We start from the raw sequence: 20,472 nt of genomic DNA on the forward strand, positions 1-20,472 counted from the left end.
AGAGTGGTAATGCTGGGAAACTGTGCGTTTGTGGGAGGGGCGTCCCTCGTAGGGGCTGTCTGGTGTGAATCGGGTTCCGTAGGCTGTTCGGGACCTGAGGCGGCACCGGAATAGTACTGTTCGGGATAGTACTGGTCGTAGCCTTGGTGCTGCTGGTTCTGCTGCGACGAATACGGTGTGGGCGCCAGGTTCGGTACCAGAGTGGTAATGCTGGGAAGCGGTGCGTCTGTGGGATAGGCATCCCCCGCAGGGGCTGTCTGGTGTGAATCGGGTCCCGTAGGCTGTCCCCAACTGTAGGGGGCGCTGGGGTAGCCAGGTTCGTAGTTCTGTTCGTGGTCTTGGAGCTGGTGCGTTGAATCCGTTGTGGTCGGCATGCCCGACACCAGATAGGGATTCACCGCAGAGGCCCCCGCCTGGGACAGACCCGGCGGACCGTACGCCGGATCCTGCTGGTCGCCGCCATACGAGTCGTGTACCACGGACGAACCCGCCTGGGCATTTCTCCTGCTGCGACCGAGTACGTGATAGTCCAGCTGGAGCTGCTCATTCTCCGTCAAACCCCCACGCCCCCCCAGAATGCTACTGCCCCTGGCCCAATCAGATGCTACACTTCGGTTTACTCCTTTCTTCTTGGCGAATGCGTTCATGCTCATGCCGCTGGTTGAAAATTCCTGGAGAAAGCCGGTCACATAGGCAGCATCTCTTCGGGCGGGACTGGATATGCGTTTGTCCAGCTTTTCCTGGTCATCCTTCGACAAGCCATTACGCCCCTCCGGAATGCTCTTGCCCGAGGTCCAACGAAATGCCGTTTTTCGGTTTACTCCTTCCTTCTCGGCGAATGAGTTCATGGTCTCGCCGGGGGTTTCCAGAAATTTCCGGAGAAAGTCGGTCACCTCGGCAGGAGTGCGGTCTGCGGCTCTCCTGTCCTTATTGCCTTGATTGCTGGGTTCTGGCATCGTGAAACCTCCGCTTGCGCTGGGGGCTGGGCGGCTCCAGCCGACTGTGTTCGCCTACTGCGTTCTCAGTAACGATGTCGGCCCCACGGTGGTTCAGTTCGGATCCACCGGTCGATGATCGAGGCAGGACGGGGCTGACGCAGAAAGGTGCCCGCTGAGCTGGGAAGACGGGAGTTCTCCCACTTCCATCAGCACCGACCAGCATGGCACCTCGTAAGTGAATCTTTGCCAACTTGGCTGGTGGCGGTGTGGGTTGGTGCGGGGCCGGGGGTGAGAAAGAGATGAGGCTCCTGGTAGACGGGTTGTAGGCCAGGAGCAGCCTGTCCGACCAGAGCTTCATGTGCTTGTCCGCCCATCCGGGATCGGTCTGTCCAGCTCGGCCCTCCGGTACCTGTCCCGTCGGCTGACCGCCCGGCACCGTGAGCTCGGTACACGGTGGCGTCGGCTTCCTGCGGACCGGCAGGCCCTGCTCGTGCCGGCCAGCCTGCGGTGCGGACACATCTACGCCCAGCCCGCCGACGGCTTCGGCGTCGGAACCGGCACGGTCCACCGGTACGCGGCCGAAGCCGTCGAGGTCCTGGCCGTATTCGCGCCCGGCCTCGCCGCGGCCGTCCGGGCTGTGGCACGCAAGGCGTTCGTGATTCCCGACGGAACGCCGTTGCCGAACGGCCGAACCGCCGCAGACCGCCCGTACCACTCCGGAAAGCGCAAGAAGGACCGGATGAACACGCAGGTCACCGCCGATCCGTTCGCCACCGCGGCCGGGCCGTGACCCGGGCGGGACCGGTGACTACGGCGGTGCGCTCACCGGCCTCGACCGCGCCCTCGCGCTGAACCCGGACCACCCCTGGGCCCGGGCCCAGCGCAGGGTCTGTACGGTGAGCGGGTCTGTTCCGTAGTCGGTGGTGACGGTGAGTGCTCGCCTGTGATCATTGAGCGTGCATGATGCGAACGCGCTTGTAGGAACGGTGTTTTCGGGGTTGTCGGCGCTGGTCATCGAGGACGTGGCGGACAGTGGCGAGATAGTCCGGGTTACGGCTCGGACGCGGGATGTTCCCGTCCCCTGTCCGGTGTGCAAGGTGGTGACGGGGAGGGTCCACGGGTATCACGGCCGGACGGTGCGGGATGTGCCGGTCGACGGCCGGCAGGTCGTGGTCCGGGTGAGGATACGACGGCTGGTCTGTCCGGTCCTGGGCTGCAGGCGGCAGACATTCCGAGAGCAGGTCCCCGGGCTTTTGGAGCGCCATCAGCGCCGCAGCACACGTCTGACCGGTCAGCTCTGCGGGCTGGTCAAGGAGTTATGCGGCCGGGCGTCCGCCCGGCTCTCCCGATCGCTGGCCGTGCCCGTGTCGTACGCCTGCGCCCTGCGGCTGCTGCGGCGGGTGCCCGTGCCGGCAGTGCAGATCCCGCGGGTGATCGGGGTCGACGACTTCGCCCTGCGGCGCCGGCAGAGCTACGCCACGATCATCATCAACGCCGAGACCGGTGAACGAATCGAGGTACTGCCCGGCCGCGAGGCCGCCGCTCTGGAAGCCTGGCTGCGCGAACATCCGGGCATCGAGGCCGTGTGCCGGGACGGATCGGCCACCTACGCCGAGGCGGTCCGCCGAGCCCTGCCCGACGCGGTCCAGATCAGCGACCGCTGGCACCTGTGGCACAACCTCACCGAGGCCGTCCGCAAGGAGGTCGCCGCGCACAGCACCTGCTGGGCGAAAGCAGGGCCGCCCCCGGCCGAGGGGAGACAGGCCGCCACCACCCGCGAGCGCTGGCAGCAGGTCCACGCCCTGCGCGGGCGCGGAGTCGGACTCCTGGAGTGCGCGCGCCGCCTCAACCTGGCTCTCAACACCGTCAAGCGCTACGACCGCGTCGCCGAGCCCGAGCGCCTCATCCGCGCCCCCAAGTACCGGCCCACCCTCGTGGATCCCTACCGCGATCACCTGCGCCGACGCCGGCTGGAGAACCCGGCCGTCCCCGTCACCCATCTCCTCCAGGAGATCAGGGAACTGGGCTACACCGGCAGCTCGAACCTGCTGGTCCGCTACATTAAGCAGGGCCGCGTCGAGGCCGACCGGCCCGCCCTCTCGCCCCGGCGCCCGGCCCGCTGCCTGCTCACCCGCCCCGACCGCCTCAAGGACCACCAGCGAGAACGTATCGAGGCCGCCCGCGCTGCCTGCCACGAGATGACCGCTCTGGCCGACCTCATCCACCACTTCGCCGTGCTGCTGGATCCCGCCGACGGCAATGCCGCCCTGCTGAGCACCTGGATCACCTCGGCCCACGCCGAGGACCTGCCCCACCTGCATGCCTTCACCCGGGGACTCGAAAAGGACCGCGCCGCAGTCGACGCCGCCTTCACCCTGCCGCACCACAACGGCGGCACCGAAGGCGTCAACAACATGATGCGGTTGACGTGGCCTTCGACGATGCCTGAGCTCCAGAGGGAGGGCGAGGCCGGTGGTGACGGCGTCGAGGTCGAGGCAGAGGTTCTGCGCGAAGGAGAGGACCGGGCCGGTGCGTCGTGTTCGGCCTCGCGTACCCAATCCAACAGCTGCTGTCCGCACCGGTGTTGGAGCAGGTCGTGGAAGGTGCGGGCGAGGTCGCAGGCCCGGGCGATGTCGGGGCAGGCCAGGCGCACCTTCAGGGGCTGCGCACATCGATCCTGGGAAACAGCACACCGATTGCATGGCCGTGACAGGGGCGCGGACGTAATCCCGCATTCGGCGTCGCAGGTCGGTGCGGCCGAAGCGGTGGCCGAGGCGAAGGGAGATGTCCTCGAGTTCACCGTCCCAGGTCGCGTCCGCGAGGTCGTCGATCACGCCGGGAGACTGCCGGGAACGCGGCGCGGCCAGTTCTCGGTCCGCTCGTTGGAGGGGCGGACTCGAGAACCGTCCCTGCCGCGCCATCGGCGAACCGTACTCCGGGCGATGCCGTCTGGACAGGCCGGATAGCGAAACGCCGCTGGACTACTGACACCCTGTGTGTCGTCCCGTCACCCTCCTTACGGGGGGAGCAGGGTGACGGGACGAGGTGAAGGCACCAACCTCCAGTAGTCTCCAACGAAGGCTGGCCGCTATCGGTTCACTTGTCGCTGAGGGTCAGCTCGCGTCCCGGTAGGCAAGGCCACTGGCGTTCGCGTCCGTCCCGTTGTAGAGGCCGGTCGGGCTGGTCTGCGTGGACAGGGCGAACCACGCGTAGCGCTCAACGTAGTCAAGGCTGTCCAGCATGTGAGTCGACGCGTTGATGAAGTCGATCTGCTCCTGTTGGCTCGGGTAGCGCGGAGTGCCCTGGGAAAAGTCGATGAGGGCGTACTCCGTCAGCCAGATCGGCTTGTGGTAGCGGTCGTGCACGGCCTGCAGATAGCTCCGCAGCTGGTCCGTGGCACCGGGGCCGAAGTCACCGCCGTACCAGTGCAGTGGGATGAAGTCGACACGCAGCCCCCGGTCGGCGGCCCCCTGCATGAAACGGTCCAGCCAGCCGCCCGGGACGTCGGCCCCCGAGGCGACGGCCGGTGCACCGAGGCGCAGACCGGTCGCCTCCAGCTGTGGCCACAGATCGAGGGCCTGCTCGGGCGTCATGTTGGCCTGGGTGGCCGAGTCCGGCTCGTTGAAGGTGAGGAGCTGGCTGCCCTCCCGCGTGGCCTGGCTGAGTTCGGTGTCGGTGACGGAGCCAGGACCCCAGATCATGGGGACGTACTCGTCTCCCGCCGGCTTGGTGACCGGCCCGGTGGAAGAGGTCCAGTTGTAGTACCAACCCGCACCGGAGTCGGCGAGTGCCTGAGAAGCACCGTCGACCGGGTTGAGGCCCACACCCTTGCGGGCCGAGGCCGCCACCGCGGTGCCGCCCGTGGCCGGACCGGCGTCAGCGGCCGAAGGCCGGACGTCACCACCTCCGGTTCCCTCAAAAGTGACGGTCATTCCGCTGCACTTGGTGCACTGGTACACGGTGTGGTTACCCGGCTCCTGGTCCTGCTGCGACCACGCGTACGCCTTGGGGCACTGCCCGGTGATGGCGTCGCTGTAGGAGGTCTTCGCGTTCCGGTCCGGGTTGAGACACACCAACGCCGCACCGGTGGACGGGTCCCGGGTGAGGTCCTCGGGTGGACAGACGGACAGCAGATCCGTGGCGCACCCCGCCGCGGCACACTCGCCTTCCTCAGGAGGCGTCACATCGCTCGGGGTGATGGTGATGGGCACCGAGACGGCGTTGACGTAACTGACGTCGTACCAGGGGGCGAAGGAGTCGCTCGGATCGAAGTTGAACTCGGCCAGGCTGGTCGGCTGTTCGCCCGTGGAGCAATGATCTGTGAACGGTCCGCAGTCCCCCACGGCACAGTGAAAGGTGCTGCCGTCCTCCCCACTGCATCCCTGGCGCGCGAAGAACGTGCCGCGCCAATGCCCCGCATCCGAGAGCTCCGGGATGGTGAGGGTGTAAGACTGCCCCGGTGCCAGCACGGGCAGCCCGGTGAGCGGGACAGACCCGTCGGCGTTCGCCGTACTGCCCACCCAGACTTGGCCGTCGGTGTTGTTCTGCAAGGTGACGGTGTGCTCGCCGGATGCGGCAGCCAGCACATCGTCGTCGCGTCCGGCGGACGCGTGGGAGGAGCGGAACCCGGAGGCCGTGACAGTGGCCGCGGCAGCCACGACCACCAGGAGGAACGCGAACAGTAAAGACCGTCTGCGTTGAAATCTCATCATCGAATGGGCCTCTCGGTTCAGAAGTGTGTCGGGCGCAACCGCCAATGGGTGAATCCCCGCCTCCACACGACGGATCCGGTTGCCCGCAGGTTCACCGGCCGCTTCGAAGGCCCTTACCGAACTGAGCTTGTCGTCTGCATGGCCTACGCCTCCCGGACCGGCAGGGGCGGCTACCCGAGGGGGTGTGACCGTCGTGGCAGGCTGTCTGCGAAGTTCCCGGGGCGCTGTCTACCGTGCACGCCCGCGCTCCGGTGCCCAACCGTTCCCGTCCGATCTGCACTTTTATGCCCCGGTTCTGGTGGAGTCGAGTTGCTGGGCGACTGACGATCCAGCGGCCTTTGGAGGCCGTGATGCCTGACATCTGTCCGCCCGGGTTCTGCCGCAGGGCTCTCGGGTTTGTCGCATCCGGAAGGAAGGTTGCCGAGGTCGCCCGGATTCTCGGCATCAGCGATCAGGCGATCTGTGCCCGGCGGTGCCGGCACCTCGTCGATACAGGTCGGTTGTCCGGTACGACCGGCAGTGACCTGTCCGAGCCCGCCGGCGCCCGCGGGCGTATCGCCGAGTTGGAGGCCCGGTTGGCCATTCGCCGGCGGGCTGTCGGGCTGCTGGGCGAGGTGGTGTCTCCCCAGGGCGGTTCGAGGCCGTCCGCGTGGTGGCGCCTGTGAACGCCTGCCCGGTGCGGCCGGCCTGGCGGGCGCCACACGTCGCCGAGTCGAGGCACTGCGCCTGGCGCCACCGGGAACCTTGACGGTGAAGGTGCACGGGTACTCCGGCCGGATGGTGGCGGACGTTCCGGTCGACGGCCGTCAGGTCGTTGTCCGCTTGCGCGTACGGCGGCTGGTCCGCCAGGCCCCTCCCGGACTGTCGGCGGCAGGCCTTCCGCGAGCAGGTTCCCGGACTGCCGGAGCGTCATCAGCGCCGCACGGTGCGGTTTGCCGGGCAGATGGCCCAGATGGCGCGGGAGTTGTGCGGCCGGGCGGCCGCCCGGCTCGCCGGTGTGCTGGCCGTGTCCGCTTCCCGCGGTACTGCGCTGCGCCGTCTGCGACGCCTGCCGCTGCCGGCACCGCTACGCCACGGTCATCATGAATGCCGAGACCGGCAGACGTCTCGCCGTCCTGCCCGACCGTGAGGCGGCGACGCTGGAGTCCTGGCTGCGGGAGAACGGCAGCATTGTCGAGGTCGTGTGCCGGGACGGCTGCCGGGCCGCCATTAACCCGCCCCGCCCCGGCGGAGTACGCGAGCAGACCACCCGCGAACGCTGGAACAAGATCCACGATCTCCTCGGCCAGGGCGTCGGCCTGCTCGACTGCTCCCGCCGCCTGAACCTGACCCCGAACACCGTCAAACGCTACGCCCGCATACCCGAACCCCAGGCCCTGCGTATCGCCCCCGCCTACCGGCCCACCCTCGTCGACCCCTACCGCGACCGTCTGCGCGCCCGCCGTGCGGCCGACCCCGCCGTCCCCGTCCCCCATCTGCTGCGGGAGATCCGAGAGCTGGGCCACATCGGCAGCGCCAACTCGTTGGTTCGCTACCTCAGCCAGGGTCGCGCCGAAGGCGACCGCCCCGTCACCGCCCCGCGCCACGCCGGCCGCCTCCTGTTCACCGACCCCGAAAATCTGCGCCCGAAGGAAACGACCCTGCTGGAGCAGGTCGCCGCGGCCTGCCCGGGGATGAGCGCACTCGCCGAGCTCGTACGCGGCTTCGCCGCTCTGCTGAAACCGGCCGAGGGCAATGACGTCAAACGCACCGAGCGGATCGCTACCGCCCGCGCCGCAGCGACCTGCCCCACCTGCGAAGCCTCACCAACGGCCTCGACATCGACCGGGCCGCTGTCGACGCCGGCCTCACCCTGCCCCACCACAACGTCCGCACCGTAGGCGTCAACACCCGCACCAAACCGATCATGAGACAGATGCACCGCCGCGCCGGATTCGACCTCCTCCGCCACCGCATCCTCCTGCCCTGACAGCCACCCGGCGTCACCACCGGCTACAGGCCAGAGCCAACGATTCACAGTCCCAGCTCAGTCGGGGATCTGGGATTTTCCCGGTGCGTCGGCGTGATCACCGGGGGTGCTCCGCGGCTGTTCCGCAGGCCGATGCCGGTTGTCGGGGTGTTCGTTGTCGCTCGGTCCGCGTTCCGGTGAGCAAGGCCCGTCTTTGACCGCGCGAATCGCGCGGGCGGGCAACCCGGACGGTACGACGGCGATATGGGTGCGGGATCGTCTCGACAGGCTGTGGCAGGACGAGGAGTTTCGCCGGCTGGTACCCGCGTGACGACCGATCCGTACCCCGCCCGCGAACCGGCATCTGAACTTGAACCGTTCCCCTTCCCCTGCCGTTATGGCTGCGAGGAGGCACTTGAGCGGTCGGTCAAGGTGCTGTCCGCCCTGTCCTAGTCCGGCCGTGGGTTGAGCGGTCCGGATGCCCCCGCTACCCAGGGCAGGGATCGATGAATCTGGTCGGCCTGTTGTGAGGCCAGCGAGAACGATCGGACACAAACGGTGTCCGCTGAGTAAAGGATAGGTTTCAAGGTGACGGTCATTTCGATAAGGCGGCTCGGGGACCCGGTTCTGCGGGAGCCGGCCAAGCCGGTGATCGACTTCGATGGTGAGCTGCGCACATTGGTTGGCGACCTGCGCGCGACACTCCAGGACAGTCAGGGGGCTGGACTTGCCGCGCCCCAGCTCGGTGTAGGGCTCCGTGTGTTCGTCTGGAACCCCAAGTTGTTCGAGGGCGATCTGGACCATCTGGTCAATCCCGTAGTGGACTTCCCGGACGAGGAGACGCAGGACGGCATGGAGGGCTGCCTGTCCATCCCGGGCGTCTACCTGGACACCAGGCGCCGCATGAACGTCGTGGCGAAGGGCTACACCATGAAGGGCGACCCGGTCCAGGTCGTCGGGGACGGGTTCCTCGCCCGGTGCATCCAGCACGAGACCGACCACCTGGACGGCGTGCTGTTCATCGACAGGCTCACCCCGGAGCAGCAGGAACGGTGGCTCTCCACACTGCGCGAGGCCTCCTGGTTCGACGAAACCGTGATAGCGAAGATCAAGCGCTCCCCGCACCAGTGAGCCGAAAGCCGGACAATCCGTAGATCCGGACCAACATGGTCGCCCACTTCATCCCCGGGGCAGGCGCTGCCCCGGGGATGAAGTGCGGAAGCTCCCGGTGCCCGAGCCCACGAAGCCGCAGCTGCGCGTGATGACCGTGCAGGCGGCCTGAACCACCGTCCGCACGGTCGTCTTCGCGGTGATCCGCGGGCCCCGGACTGTCCCGGAGTATCGCTGTGGAGATCAGGTCCGCCGGGTCGGTCGGCCGCCTCCGATTCTGCGTTGGATCACCCGCGCGAGAACTTGAACCACATCACATTGACGAAGTCGCTCCCACTGCCGCTCTTGAAGGTCAAGTAGACGTCGTGCACACCGGTGGCGGTGCCACTGAGGTTCATGGGGACGGTCGTCCAGTTCTGCCAGCCGCCGGTGCTTGCCACGTCGATCTCCGCCACGGTCGGGCCGGTGACCGTGTCCAGCCGCACCTCGATCGCCCCGCTGACGCCGCTGTCCGCTCCCGAGGCGATCCGGGCGAGGAACTGGGCGGGCGAGGTCGAGCCGAAGTCGACGCGTGCGTAGCCGAGCCAGTCGCCCGAGGAGATCCAGCCGACGTCCTGGCCGCCGCCGGTGTCGGAGGACGCCTCGGTCTGCGTGCCGCTCTGCGCGGTGTAACCCGCCGCCTGGATGGTGGAGTAGGCGTCCGAGGTGGCACCGCCGCCCCCGCCCGAGTCCTCCCCCCCGCCGCCGCTCGCGCCGTTGCCGACGGTGATGGTCCAGGAGGTGGGCTGGAAGTCCTGCAGGTGCCCGTCGACCGGGGCGCTGCCGGTGGGACCCACGTCGTCGTAGGGGAAGGCGTAGCCCACGCTGGCGTACTGGTGCACCAGCCGTGCGTAGTGGTTGGTGGTCGCTTCCTGGTAGTACTGCGCGGGCTGGACACCGTTCGGCTGACTGTCGCCCCCACCGATCAGCAGGGTGCCGCGGTTGAGGGCCGCGCTCAGGCGGGCGGCGACAGCGCCACGCGCGTCCGATCCGGAGTTGTACAGCGGACCGCTGTTGCAGCTGAAGATGTCGGCGGCGCTGGGCCGGGTGAACGGCACACCGTCGGTGTCGAGGCCGGCGAACGTGAGCACGTCGCCGGAGACCGTCGCGGTGAACGAACCGAAAGACTGGGTGTCGACGGTCAACGGGCTGGAGGAGTACTGGTCCCACACCTTGCCGACGTACGAGTCCCAGTACGAACCGAAGTCGGAGGGCGAGTGCGTCGGCGACAGCACGCGCAGGGTGTTGCCGCCGCCGTCCTTGGCGACAAGCTGATCCCAGGGAGCGCCGTCGGCCGCGTGCTGGGCGATCAGCCCTGAGGCGATGCCGTCGAGGGCCCCGGAGGGCAGCGGGTCGACGGTCTGTGTGCCGGAGCTTCCCGTGCTCTGCATGGACACCGGGAACGCGACCAGATCGACGTAACTGATGTTCGCGTACAGGTTGGTGCTGTTGTAGGTGAACTCACAGAACGTCCAGTTGGTCCCCCAGTTGGGATCCGAGCTGGTCAGTCCCGGCTGGACGAGTCCCGGCACGGAGCCGGGGTTCGCGAAGAACTGGAGCTTGGCACCGATGGAGAACCAGACTCGCCCGCCGATGACGTACGACGAGAGCGGCACGACCGTGTCGCCGTCGCCCGAGGCGCTCAGCTGGATCGAGTAGTCGTCGACGGGGGTGAGGGTGGCCGAGGGATTGGGCAGCCGGCGGAACTGCCCGTCCGACGTGACGAAGCCCGGCCAGCCACTCGCGTCCGCTCCGCTGATATAGGCGTAGACCGTGTCGGAGCCGGACTCGTTCTTCAGCGATATCTGCAAATTGCCGGCGGCCGAGGCATCGTCAGCGGTCGGCCTGGCCTTTAGCTCCCGGGGAACCAGCCATACGCTCCCCGCAGCGCCGGCGGCTGCCACCGCCGCTGTGACGAATGCGCGTCGTGAGATCACTCGATCCCTTTCATCCGGACGGCAGCACGTCCTGCGGACCGCCGCCCCATAGTCGCTTGAGTAATTACCGAACCAGTCGCAGCACCCGCGCCGAGCGCCTCAGGTCCTGACGACTGTTGTGTGCCGCTGTTCTCAGCGAACCGCGTCGGCAGCGGCATCGAAGCCGTGTGTCACGTAGGTCGGTCGGCTCCGGAGCGAGCCGACCGACCGAACCAACGTCGTTGCGAGCATGTGCGGCCCTGATCACCGCAGGATGCCGGGGCGCATCCGCTCACCTGCGCTAACGGCGTGGTCCCTGCCGGCCGCCGTGCTGGCCGGAGCGCTGCGAGTACGACGAACCGTGAGCATGGTCCGGCTGCACGGGCGGATACGACGCGCCCGAAGCACCGCCTGGCTGCATGGCTGCATACCGCGCCGGAGCATGGTCCGGCTGCCTCTGCCCGGCCCAATATTCACGGAGCCCCGCCTCATTGATCGACGGAATCCGGTTGGCCGGCTGGGACGACGCGACTGAAACATCACCCTGCCCGTAGGACGAACCGTGAGCATGGTCCGGCTGCCTCTGCCCGGCCCAATATTCACGGAGCCCCGCCTCATTGATCGACGGAACCCGGTCGGCCAGCTGGGACGACGCGACTGGAACATCACCCTGCCCGTAGGACGAACCGTGAGCATGGTCCGGCTGCACGGGCGGATACGACGCGCCCGAAGCACTGCCTGGCTGCATGGCCGCATACTGCGCCTGCGCATTCTGCGCCGAAAAGTCGGTCTGCGGATCCACGGTCGTCAGTTCACTGAACCCGTGGTCAGAGAACGTCGGAATCCGGTCGACCTGCTGGGACGACGCGTCCGGAACATCACCCTGCCCGTACGACGAACCGAGAGCCTGGTCCGGCGGCACGGGCGGATACGACGCCGCCGCAGCATAGTCCTGCGGCCCAGACGGGTGCAGGTAGGAAGACGCCGGACCGTAACTCTCCGGCGCAGGCTCAGACGAGGGCATCACGGACGGTGCCGGTGCGGCAGGCCAGGCGGCATCCTGAGACGGCGCCGGACCGTAACTCTCCGGCACAGGCCCAGACGAGGCCATCACATACGGAATTGGCGTGACAAACCAATCGGCAACCCCAGACTCAGACGGCGCCGAATCATAACCCTGCGGAAACTCCGCGTCCATCTCGGCTGCTTGCAGGTTCCCTACAGCCAGCTGCGCCCTTATCGCAGCTGGCTGTCGGCCTCGCAGCACCTGCATCCTGGCTGCGTACTCCGCCGCCGTTTCTCCTTGTCGCCATGACAGCGCGGCCCTGTGCTCATCTATCTGGCGATTGAGGTCGGGACTAAGTGGCTGAGTCCAGGCGTGACCCAGGGGAACTTCCCGATTACCGGCACGTTCCCTGGCGCTTTGACCCTTACCTTTACCTTCGCTTGGCCTTTTTGGCATTGTGTAACTCTCCATCAGCTGTGTGAGACACGGGGTTGTGCCTGGCTTCGCTCAATGACCGCCGACTCGATGGCACGGTGCCGCGGCGGCGGTCACTGAGGGGCCGACCGTCCCGCCGCCGACATCAAGGCGGCCGTACTCCGCACTCACCGGAACCGAAGATCTCGCCGTGGAAGCTGCGCGCGATTCTGGTGTGATCGCGGACGGTGACGCTGAACAACTGACGGCCCTCCAGGTACTGGCACCGACACTTCAGCCGGTTCTCGACCGCGATGTCGATGCCCGCAACGGTTTTTCGGTCCTACCGGTTCACTCAGGTTCTCCAGAGGGGCAGCGCGGCTCAGTGCCCGTCGCGCACTTGCCGGTGAACCGCGTGCGGCAGTCGTACGTCGTGACTGCGAAGGCCATCGAGTCCAGAACCGCAGAGAGGAGACAGGACGGCCATGTCCACCGAGCCCGCCGCGCCCCCAGAGTCCTCCGGACCCGACACGACCTCTCGGGACACGGCTCTCCCGCAGGAGACTCCGAACCCGCCTTTCCTCATCTTCTGCAAAGAAGGCCCCGAACTGCGCGCAGGTGCTTCGACAGCTGACCCTGTGGACGCATCACGTGCTGCTGCCCGTGACGGCAGAGAGGTGACCTCCGCGCAGCCCCGGTGCTCCTCCTGGCGGGAGCACCCCGAAGCGATCGCCCAACTGCACGGCCTGTGGCCCGCCAGGGGAAAACTGACCGGCCCCGGCTCGATGATGAGCGGTCCCGCCAACTGGCACACGAACAACCTCAACCCGGTGATGACGAGCCTACGTGACCCGTCAGGACCCTTCGCCGGATGCAAACCCGGCGCCCACCGCGCGAAGTCGACTCCTCCAGTGGAGAAGATCGACCCGTTCGGCCCGCCACCTGCCGTGGCCTGGACGTGCTACCGCCGCCCCCTGCCATGGGCGGCGGTCCACTCGGGAACGGGGCCCGGGTACCCCCAACTGGGCAGCGTGTTCACCGCCGCCCAGTCCTCGGCCTCTTCCTCAGGTCAAGGCGTCGTCGCCCTACTGGCCCGCAGCTTCTACCGTGGCCTCCTCTGGCCACTGCGGTAGGAGATGACACTTCGGACACTGCCGGTACTGCTCTGGCTGGTCCCGTTGGTGGTGCCGGTCTGATGAGGCAGGTACCGAGCGGCGCTGCCGCTTGCAAGGCTCCCCTCCTCCGCTGTGGTGTTGGTTCGCGTGACAGCTGTGCTGACCGAGGGCGATTCCGTCACGGGCACCGGCTGGAATTCCCTGTCGTTACGGACGAGTTCGTCCCCATGCGGGAACATGAGCGCACGGCCGTCGACCAGATGCTGATGCATCTCTTGCGTTGTTTTGCCAGTCGCTATCATGGCGGTGGCGCTGATGACTCCCATCGCAGTCAGCTGGACCACGTCGTCGTCCGGCATGCCGGCGGCAAGGGCACTCGCCACGAGTCCGGCGATTTGACTGGCCGCCTTTCCCATGTCGGTATAAGCCGCCCAGTAGAGCTCATTCCTCTCATCGGCTGTCACGGCCGAAGAACGGGCATGCCGCAAGGTCGTCACGGCCGACAAAGCGCAATACACTGCGTCCGAAACTGCCGTGGCAGCACTTATGATGTTCCCCGAGATATTCGCGATCGAGCCACTGTCGTCATAGCCGAACTTCTTGGCCAGACTTCCCGAAAGCATCATCGCTTGGCCAAGAGCCTTGATGCCGGTCGTAACCTGCGTGCGGTTCCTCTTAAGAAAGTCAGTCGCCCGCGCGTAATAAAATCCCCAATCCTCAGGTTCGCCGGAGTAGGGTATGTGAGGCATTTCGACGACGCTGGCTTCGAGATCGAGTTGGCCATCCGGAAGCAGGCGAAAAGTCACGGCACGCGGCGAGATGTTGGTGGTCTGATTCATACCTTCGTCGACGACTGGGCCGGGCAAAGAACCAGTGGGCGTCAAGGGGATGCTCTCCTGCCGTACGCCCAGTTCGTCCATGTCGTCCATGTCGTCCGTGGCGCTGCCCTCGTTCTGCACGTCGTTTTCCTCTCAGAAAGGCGAGGTTTCCCCGCTGGGGGGTGACAACGGACCTGGGGCTGTGGCGGTTCAAGGGCTTGTGGCGCTCCGATTAATACAAGCCATCGATCACATGAACTGGACAAGACGCTTACTCGCCTGATGAGACTCCCGTTCAGCGCGCTTCGCTGGCCGCCACCTGGTCGGCGGCCGCATCGAAGAAGCTCACCCTGGCAGCGGTTGTGGCAGGACGGGTCGAGGTTGGCCGGACCGCCCCGCACAGGATTCAACAATCAGAAACCGCCGGCCTCATCGCCTTCGACGCGGTTGTCGAACTGCGTGCAGAAGAAATAGGCGAAGGGATCCTGCGAATCGACCTTCTGGAGGGGCTCTTTCAGTTCTTCGGCAGATGGGGATGGCCAGATTGTCAGACACGATAAACGGAAGAACGCGAATTCGGTCCAGGCCTGGACAACGGGTCGATACGGCGTTTCCAGTTGTCGACAGCTCAAAGGTGTCCATGGCGGCGACGGCTGATGGTGTCCCGTCTGCGGTCGTCGGCGCCGTGCCGGACGTCTTGCCTTCGAGGCCTGCTGCTTCCTTGCCCGAGTACAGTCACAGTAGGCTGACACAGCGGTCCCCAAGCCCACGCCCCGCAAGGTAGTGAGGTCTCCCCGCCAGGTAGAAGCAGCAGACCGGGGGCTGCTGTGGATGAGCCGCCATATGGGGGTACGGGTCTACGGACTCCCGGCATGGCGTGGCGTACTCGGCGTTCCCGTAAAGGGTGCGCTCGCGGCAGATGTTGTCCCCCAGACCGTGGCCGCGCGGTGCGAGAAACTCCTTCGTCGCCCAGAGTTCTGAGCGGTTCGGCCCGCCCTTCCATTGGAGCCCGTCCCGGGTCCGACGCCGCTGACGATCTCCGGGACGGAACCGGACCTACCAGATGACCGGGAGTTGATACAGCCCGAAGGCGATCGGATCGTCATTGAACAGCAGTTCCTCGACGGCGGACTCCAGTCGCAGGCCCGGAATGCGCCGGAACAGAGTGTCTACGACGATGCGCAGCTCTGTCCTGGCGAGGGCCTGGCCGAGGCACCGGTGGGGGCCGGTACCGAACGCCAGGTGGTGCCCGCCCGCGCTCGATGTCGAGTTCGCCGGGACGATGGAAGACCGCCGGGTTGTGGTTGGCTGCGTGGGCCAGACCGAACACACCCTCGCCCGCGCGAACGAGCACTCCGCCGATCTCGACGTCCTCCGCCGCCACCCGGGACGTCGCCACCTCGGCGACGGTCAGGAGCCGGAGCAGTTCTTCCACGGCATCGGGTCTCCTGGTCGGGTCCCGACGGATCACGTCCAGGACACCCGAGCTCTCCAGCAGGGCGACGACGCTGAGTGAGATCATGTTCGCCGTCGTCTGGACCCCGGCGAGCAGGAGCAGGAACGCGAGGTCGACCAACTCCTCGTGATCGACCTTGCCGTGCTTCCGCTGTCGGAGGAGCTGCCGTCTGAGCAGATCGTCGGCAGGGTCATGCTCCTTGCGGACCGGTAACTCGCCAAGGTGTGCGGAGAGTTCATCGCCAGCAGCCTGATGCGTCTCGGTTCCGATGTCGCGACCGACGAGGTCGGCACGGCGATTCACGAAGGATGCCTGATCACGGCCGGAACTCCCAGGACCTCGCAGATGGCCCCAACGCGAGCACCGGCAGAGCCAGTTCCCGGACCAGGTCCGCGCGGCGCGGACCGGCCGACACCTCATCCACGTGATCGTCGACGACTCGCTGGATCCGCGGCTCCAGAGTCGTCATCCGCCGCGGCGTGAACTCGCCGACGAGAGCGCGCCGTGCGTCCCGGTGCTCGGGTCCGTCCGCGCCGAGCAGCGCGATGCAGGGATCGGCCGACCGCATGCCGTCGTCCCCGAGGGACGTGGCGGAGGTCGGGAAGGGGAAGGGAAAGGCGAACGGAAGGCCGGCGACGGAGAAGTTCGTGTGCGAGGCTGTCGCGGCGGCGAGAGCGTGGTGATGAGGTGCGTGCGGCGGCTCCGCGAAGCCTTCCCGTACGACGATCCGCTCCGCAAGCACCCGTCCGTGCGGGACGTGACCAGCTGGATCACGCGCCGTCCGGACCGCCTCGACGACGACCAGGCCCAGCGGTTCAAGCAGGCTCTCGCCCGCTGTCCACCCCTCGGCCGGACCGCCGAACACGTCCGTGCCTTCGCCGAGTTGATGAACGACCGTCGGGGCCGAGACCTCGGTCAGGACCTCGATGCCGTCGTCGCCGGGCTCAGCCTCCGCTACAGCTCCGGCGCCGTCGAAGGCCACAACAACAAGATCAAGATGATCAAGCGGAAGATGTCCGGCCGCGCCAACTTCGACCTGCTCCGCAAGCGGGTCCTCCTCGCGGCGCGAGGCCGTTCATGATCGCGGTTGTGGTGTCCCTCCGTGGCTCCGGCACTGAATGTGATCCAGAACCACTTTTCAGCCGTCGCCGATGCCTTTTCTGGTGAGTGGGCCTACAGGGTGGGACCGGCGGCTGTCCGTGGCCGCCGGGAGCGGGCGCTGGTGGTCGTGCAGTTGTCGATCACCGCCACCACGCGGTACTGGAAGACCGCGTCCGTACCGACAAGGCCGTGGACCCGCACAACCTACCGTCCAGGGTCTGAACCGTGGACACCTTGTGGATGTGGATGCTCCTCGCGAAGCACGCACGCCGCCGCTGGCTTCGGATCGGGACCATCTGGCCCTGGGCCGACGCCTTCACCACCGCCTGGCGGCGGCTCGGCGCGCTGCCCGCCGCCAGACCCCCGGCTCTCTTGACCCCGTCTGGAACCCCGGCGCAGCCGCGGCGACAGGCGAAGAGCGTCCGCCTGGCTCACACACCACGGGATACGGGCACTACGCCAGGCCCATCAGGGACTTCGCCGAAATTTATCCTGACGAGCCGAAGTCGGTAAGGGCGCGAGAAGTGGAAACGTCGGCCTCGATTGAACTGTCCGTTGCCCCTCGCCGTTGCTGTGCTGTGCGGGGCCGCAGTGGAGCGGTGGTCGGGAAAGGACGTGTGTGGGTATGGGTGAGGGACGGGAGCCGACCGCTCTTATACAGGTGGTGATTTCAGGTAGCGGGTCAGCGGAGGTGGACGGGGTGCCCGTGCCTGTGGTCGGCGACGAGTCGGTCGACGTGGCGATCCTGGACACGCTGCACGGGTATGCGCGTAGCCGCAACAGACAGGTTTCGGCGGTCATTTCGGATCTGTCGGCGGAGTACGTGGCCGTAGTCGAGGTTTCACCGGATGGCTCCAGCAGGCTTGTGGAGGAGCGCAGGAAGGAGCCGGTGAGTGGTCCTGAGGCCTTGGGCTCCGTGGATCTCGGCAAGCCGGTCTCGTCGTCCGGTGATGCGCGGGCTCCCGGTGCCGGTGTTGATGCGCCCGAGGTGGTGCCGTCCCCCGTGTCCCATCTTGGTGTTGCTGGCGTCTTGGGTGCCGATCAGGAAGGCCGGCGGTCGCGTGACATGGGGCAGTCGGACGACGAGTACGAAGCGCCCGGGCTGCTGCGGCGTCGTGTTGTCGTCTCCGTGGGGGTTGGTGTGGCGCTGTTGGTTGTCGGTCCGTTGATCGTGCTCGGCAGCGGATCGGGGAGCAAGGACAAGGCTCAAGCTGTTGATGCGGCAGGTGACAGGAGTGGGGCCCCGGTGGTGCCGGCGCCCACAGAGCCGACGGTGATCACTTCTCCGTCGCTGTGGCCGCACGCCACATCTGGCCTCAGCGCGTCCCCCGATGCGTCGGCGAGCGCTTCGCTGTCGGCCGCGCCCAGCCACAGTGCGTCCCCGAAGGAGACGAGGACAGCCGAGCCCGACCGGACGCCTGCACGCGTGACGCCGCCACCGAGCGTGCCACATGCGCCGCACCGGCAGACCGCAGCCGAGGCCGTCATGAAACTGGCAGCGAGCAGTCCGGGACGGCATATCTGTTACCGCGTCTATTTGGACAAGGGCGGTTGGCAGAAGCCGGTGTGCGACGGTGCCGCGGCGGGAAGCGTGGGTACTCGTCAGAAGATCAAGTCCATCAACACGGCGACGGCCGGGACCAAGGGGACTTCGTCCAACGCCTGGGTCCACGTGGGGCACTGGAAGACGCCCTGGAGCGGCGCGACGGCCGACGGCGTGGATGTGTACATCGGCTCGACCAAGGCGAGTTCCCCGTACATCCTCGGGTTGGTCATCAACGTCGGCGATGGTGCGGTCTGTGAGAACGCGGCGGTCAACGGTCAGTGGGGCGGGCTCACATGTGACAATCCGACCGCGCAGCCCCCTGTCAGCTACGCCTGGGGTGGGACCATGGACGACTCCCAGTGGCTCCAAGCCGTCAGGTTCACCGTGTGAGCAACGAGCCGCACCGTCCGCGCTCCGACGCAGGACACACGGAAGCGCTCCCGACAGCCCAGTCGCCCGGCCCGGCCAGTCTCACGTGGACAGTGAACGCGCGAGGCGCCTCACCCAGGCCGGCGGTTGGTCCCGCCCTACCGCTGGAAACCCAACCGATGTCAGCACACAAGGCAGCTGAAGTCGCCCGGGTGTGATGGACGATCTGACCGGCGACGAGAGCGAGAAATCCGCCCGGCGGCCCGTGAGGTGAAGCAGTTGCGCGGGGAGAAAGAGGTCCTTGGCAAGGCCGTGGGTTTTCGTCCGAGAGGCGAGCCGGTGATCAGCTGTCAACTGATCGACGAGAACAGGGCACACCAGGACGCCTCCGTCATGGCCCGGCTGCTGGGGGTGTGGCGGCAGGACCACTACGTCCGCAAGGACCGCGGGCCGTACCGCCAGTATCGGGAGGGCGCCGGGCTGACCGCACCAAGGAGGTCTGCGGGTGCCACGAGCGGTCCCGCGGGGCCTACGGCGCTCCGCACATCATCGCGGGCTGTGCGAACTCGACGGCCTGCGCGTGGGCCGCAGGCGCGTCGCCCGTCTGTGATGCGCCAGACCGGGCCGGGCGGCGTACAGCGCCGCACCAGCCGGGCATCGTTGACCCGCCACGACCGGCGAGCACAGTCGGCTCCCGGCCTGATGGGCTGGGACTTCACCGCGAGCGCGTCGAACCTGCGCCGGACCGCCGGTATCACCCACATGCCCACGGACGCTGAGGGGAGGCTGGCCTCCGGCCCTCCGTCGGCCGCACTCGATCTTGCTACGACCACGCTGCGGCCGAGAGCCTCTTCGCATCACTGGAAGCGGAACTCATCGCACGCGCTACCTCTCCATCCGCCACCAGGCCGAGCAGGGGACCGTTCGCCTGCATCGAGGGCTTCTACGACCCAAGACACCGACACTCGGCGACTCACGCAGAGCCGAGCCACAGCACAGTGTTATACGACGCACCCAAGGGGATCTGACAGTGGTATACAGCGCGGAAGGGCAGCCCGAAGTATTCACTTCAGGAAACCGCGACGGAAGCGAGGACTCTCAAAATTCCAGCGATTCCAGCGATTCCGGCGATTCGTACTATGGAATCATTACGAGCTACACCAGAGGGGATCAGCAGGTAGGAATTCCGGCGGAGGATCGCGGACAGTCATCACCACATGAGGTAGAAGACCGAAAAGCACTCCAAAAGCAGTGGGCGGCGATGCGAAACGAGGCTCTCAGGAAAATTGGCTTCAAGGCGTTCCCTTACCTGTTGCAAGCGGGAGGCGATTTGGCCCCTGGGACACCCGGGAATGCGATGTACGTCGTGGGAGTCGGGTGGCAGGGATCTGAACCTGTGTACCTTGTCGCCAAACAAATGAAATTGGGTCTCGATGGAGACCCCAAATTCAATGGAATGGTTTTGGTGGGCTCCGTGATGCAGGTCGTCGGCGCTGGCTTGCGCGCCGCCGGCAATGTCGAAGGCCTCTCCAGCGATCAGCAGAAATGGCTTATGGTGGGGGGAAATACGCTGATTGGCGCCGGTGCCGTAGTGTCCTGCTTCCCTGATCCACCGCAGCCGCAAGGAGCTTCCAAACCGTCAACGTCCGTGGCCCAGGCCGCGCGCGAGCTTCAACCGCCAATTGTACGCGAGCCCAGCCGTCGCGATCCGTCATCGAATCCACAGGCGGCGTCGCTTCGCCGAAGGACAACGATCTCTTCTTCCTCATCGCAACCCGGCGCCAGCGGTTCCGGGGTGGTTCGCGGAAGGGGCCCCGGCTGATGTACTGGCGTATCGCATCCGCTGCCTACTGGCCTCTCCACGAGGTGTCACCTGATGAGTAAGGGCTTGGTAGAGGGGTTGTCGACCAAGAGCAACCTGTCCGTCCGGAGCTTCATGTGCTTGTCCACCCATCGGGGATCGATCTGTCCGGCTCGGGCCTTC

The 20,472-nt window shown here is 66.8% G+C and carries 13 protein-coding genes and 3 pseudogenes; 8 read left to right on the top strand and 8 right to left on the bottom strand.

From position 1 onward, the window contains the following. A partial coding sequence (locus AB0D85_RS51385) for a hypothetical protein (RefSeq protein WP_362338351.1) occupies positions 1–956 on the bottom strand: 956 nt, incomplete at its 3' end. A gap of 340 nt (positions 957–1,296) precedes the next feature. Here AB0D85_RS51385 and AB0D85_RS51390 point away from each other — a divergent pair. Both AB0D85_RS51390 and AB0D85_RS51395 read left to right on the top strand, forming a co-directional pair. Continuing rightward, positions 1,297–1,704, top strand: a pseudogene (locus AB0D85_RS51390) (IS5/IS1182 family transposase); the annotation flags it as partial. 220 nt (positions 1,705–1,924) lie between these two features. After that, positions 1,925–3,904 (top strand): ISL3 family transposase, encoded by a 1,980-nt coding sequence (locus AB0D85_RS51395; RefSeq protein ID WP_362338354.1) that lies wholly within the window; start codon positions 1,925–1,927, stop codon positions 3,902–3,904. 147 nt (positions 3,905–4,051) lie between these two features. Here the strand turns inward: AB0D85_RS51395 and AB0D85_RS51400 are convergent, their stop codons facing one another. Then, positions 4,052–5,596 carry a glycosyl hydrolase gene (locus tag AB0D85_RS51400; RefSeq protein WP_362338357.1) on the bottom strand — a complete coding sequence of 515 codons (1,545 nt, stop codon included), beginning with the start codon at positions 5,594–5,596 and terminating at the stop codon, positions 4,052–4,054. A 792-nt stretch (positions 5,597–6,388) separates the two neighbouring features. On the opposite strand from AB0D85_RS51400, the pseudogene AB0D85_RS51405 reads away from it, so the two are divergent. After that, positions 6,389–7,619 (top strand): annotated as a pseudogene (locus AB0D85_RS51405) (ISL3 family transposase); the annotation flags it as partial. A gap of 567 nt (positions 7,620–8,186) precedes the next feature. Then, a complete protein-coding gene (gene def / locus AB0D85_RS51410) occupies positions 8,187–8,729 on the top strand; it encodes a peptide deformylase (protein WP_362338360.1) in 543 nt (180 codons plus the stop codon). Between the two features lie 266 nt (positions 8,730–8,995). Here the strand turns inward: def and AB0D85_RS51415 are convergent, their stop codons facing one another. Beyond that, entirely contained in the window at positions 8,996–10,558 is a 1,563-nt protein-coding gene (locus AB0D85_RS51415; RefSeq protein ID WP_362338363.1) for a beta-1,3-glucanase family protein, read from the bottom strand. A 406-nt stretch (positions 10,559–10,964) separates the two neighbouring features. Next, a complete protein-coding gene (locus AB0D85_RS51420; RefSeq protein ID WP_362338366.1) occupies positions 10,965–11,585 on the bottom strand; it encodes a hypothetical protein in 621 nt (206 codons plus the stop codon). 983 nt (positions 11,586–12,568) lie between these two features. Here AB0D85_RS51420 and AB0D85_RS51425 point away from each other — a divergent pair. Continuing rightward, on the top strand, positions 12,569–13,216 hold the full coding sequence (locus AB0D85_RS51425; RefSeq protein ID WP_362338369.1) for a DUF4913 domain-containing protein: 648 nt from the start codon (positions 12,569–12,571) through the stop codon (positions 13,214–13,216). Here AB0D85_RS51425 and AB0D85_RS51430 read toward each other — a convergent pair. The 4 genes and pseudogenes from AB0D85_RS51430 to AB0D85_RS51445 all read right to left on the bottom strand — a co-directional run bounded on the left by AB0D85_RS51430 (position 13,186) and on the right by AB0D85_RS51445 (position 16,214). Continuing rightward, entirely contained in the window at positions 13,186–14,157 is a 972-nt protein-coding gene (locus AB0D85_RS51430) for a hypothetical protein (RefSeq protein WP_362338372.1), read from the bottom strand. The two genes, AB0D85_RS51425 and AB0D85_RS51430, sit on opposite strands and share 31 nt — an antisense overlap. 915 nt (positions 14,158–15,072) lie before the next feature. After that, positions 15,073–15,348 (bottom strand): cytochrome P450, encoded by a 276-nt coding sequence (locus AB0D85_RS51435; RefSeq protein ID WP_362338375.1) that lies wholly within the window; start codon positions 15,346–15,348, stop codon positions 15,073–15,075. After that, positions 15,284–15,892: pseudogene (locus AB0D85_RS51440) on the bottom strand (cytochrome P450); the annotation flags it as partial. The pseudogene AB0D85_RS51440 and the gene AB0D85_RS51435, both read right to left, overlap by 65 nt. Continuing rightward, positions 15,789–16,214 (bottom strand): hypothetical protein, encoded by a 426-nt coding sequence (locus AB0D85_RS51445; protein ID WP_362338378.1) that lies wholly within the window; start codon positions 16,212–16,214, stop codon positions 15,789–15,791. The pseudogene AB0D85_RS51440 and the gene AB0D85_RS51445, both read right to left, overlap by 104 nt. Positions 16,215–16,229: 15 nt before the next feature. Here AB0D85_RS51445 and AB0D85_RS51450 point away from each other — a divergent pair, with 15 nt between their 5' ends. The 3 genes from AB0D85_RS51450 to AB0D85_RS51460 all read left to right on the top strand — a co-directional run bounded on the left by AB0D85_RS51450 (position 16,230) and on the right by AB0D85_RS51460 (position 20,310). After that, a complete protein-coding gene (locus AB0D85_RS51450) occupies positions 16,230–16,553 on the top strand; it encodes a transposase (protein ID WP_362338381.1) in 324 nt (107 codons plus the stop codon). A gap of 720 nt (positions 16,554–17,273) precedes the next feature. Beyond that, positions 17,274–18,509, top strand: coding sequence for a hypothetical protein (locus tag AB0D85_RS51455; RefSeq protein ID WP_362338385.1), 1,236 nt, complete (start codon positions 17,274–17,276; stop codon positions 18,507–18,509). Positions 18,510–19,518: 1,009 nt separating this feature from the next. Continuing rightward, on the top strand, positions 19,519–20,310 hold the full coding sequence (locus AB0D85_RS51460; RefSeq protein ID WP_362338388.1) for a hypothetical protein: 792 nt from the start codon (positions 19,519–19,521) through the stop codon (positions 20,308–20,310). Positions 20,311–20,472 lie beyond the last annotated feature (162 nt).

This window comes from Streptomyces sp. NPDC048277 (assembly GCF_040652235.1).
Taxonomy (GTDB): domain Bacteria; phylum Actinomycetota; class Actinomycetes; order Streptomycetales; family Streptomycetaceae; genus Streptomyces.

Excerpts from the sequence above, each read along its gene's own strand:
- AB0D85_RS51425 (WP_362338369.1), top strand. The coding sequence starts at position 12,569 with ATGTCCACCGAGCCCGCCGCGCCCCCAGAGTCCTCCGGACCCGACACG.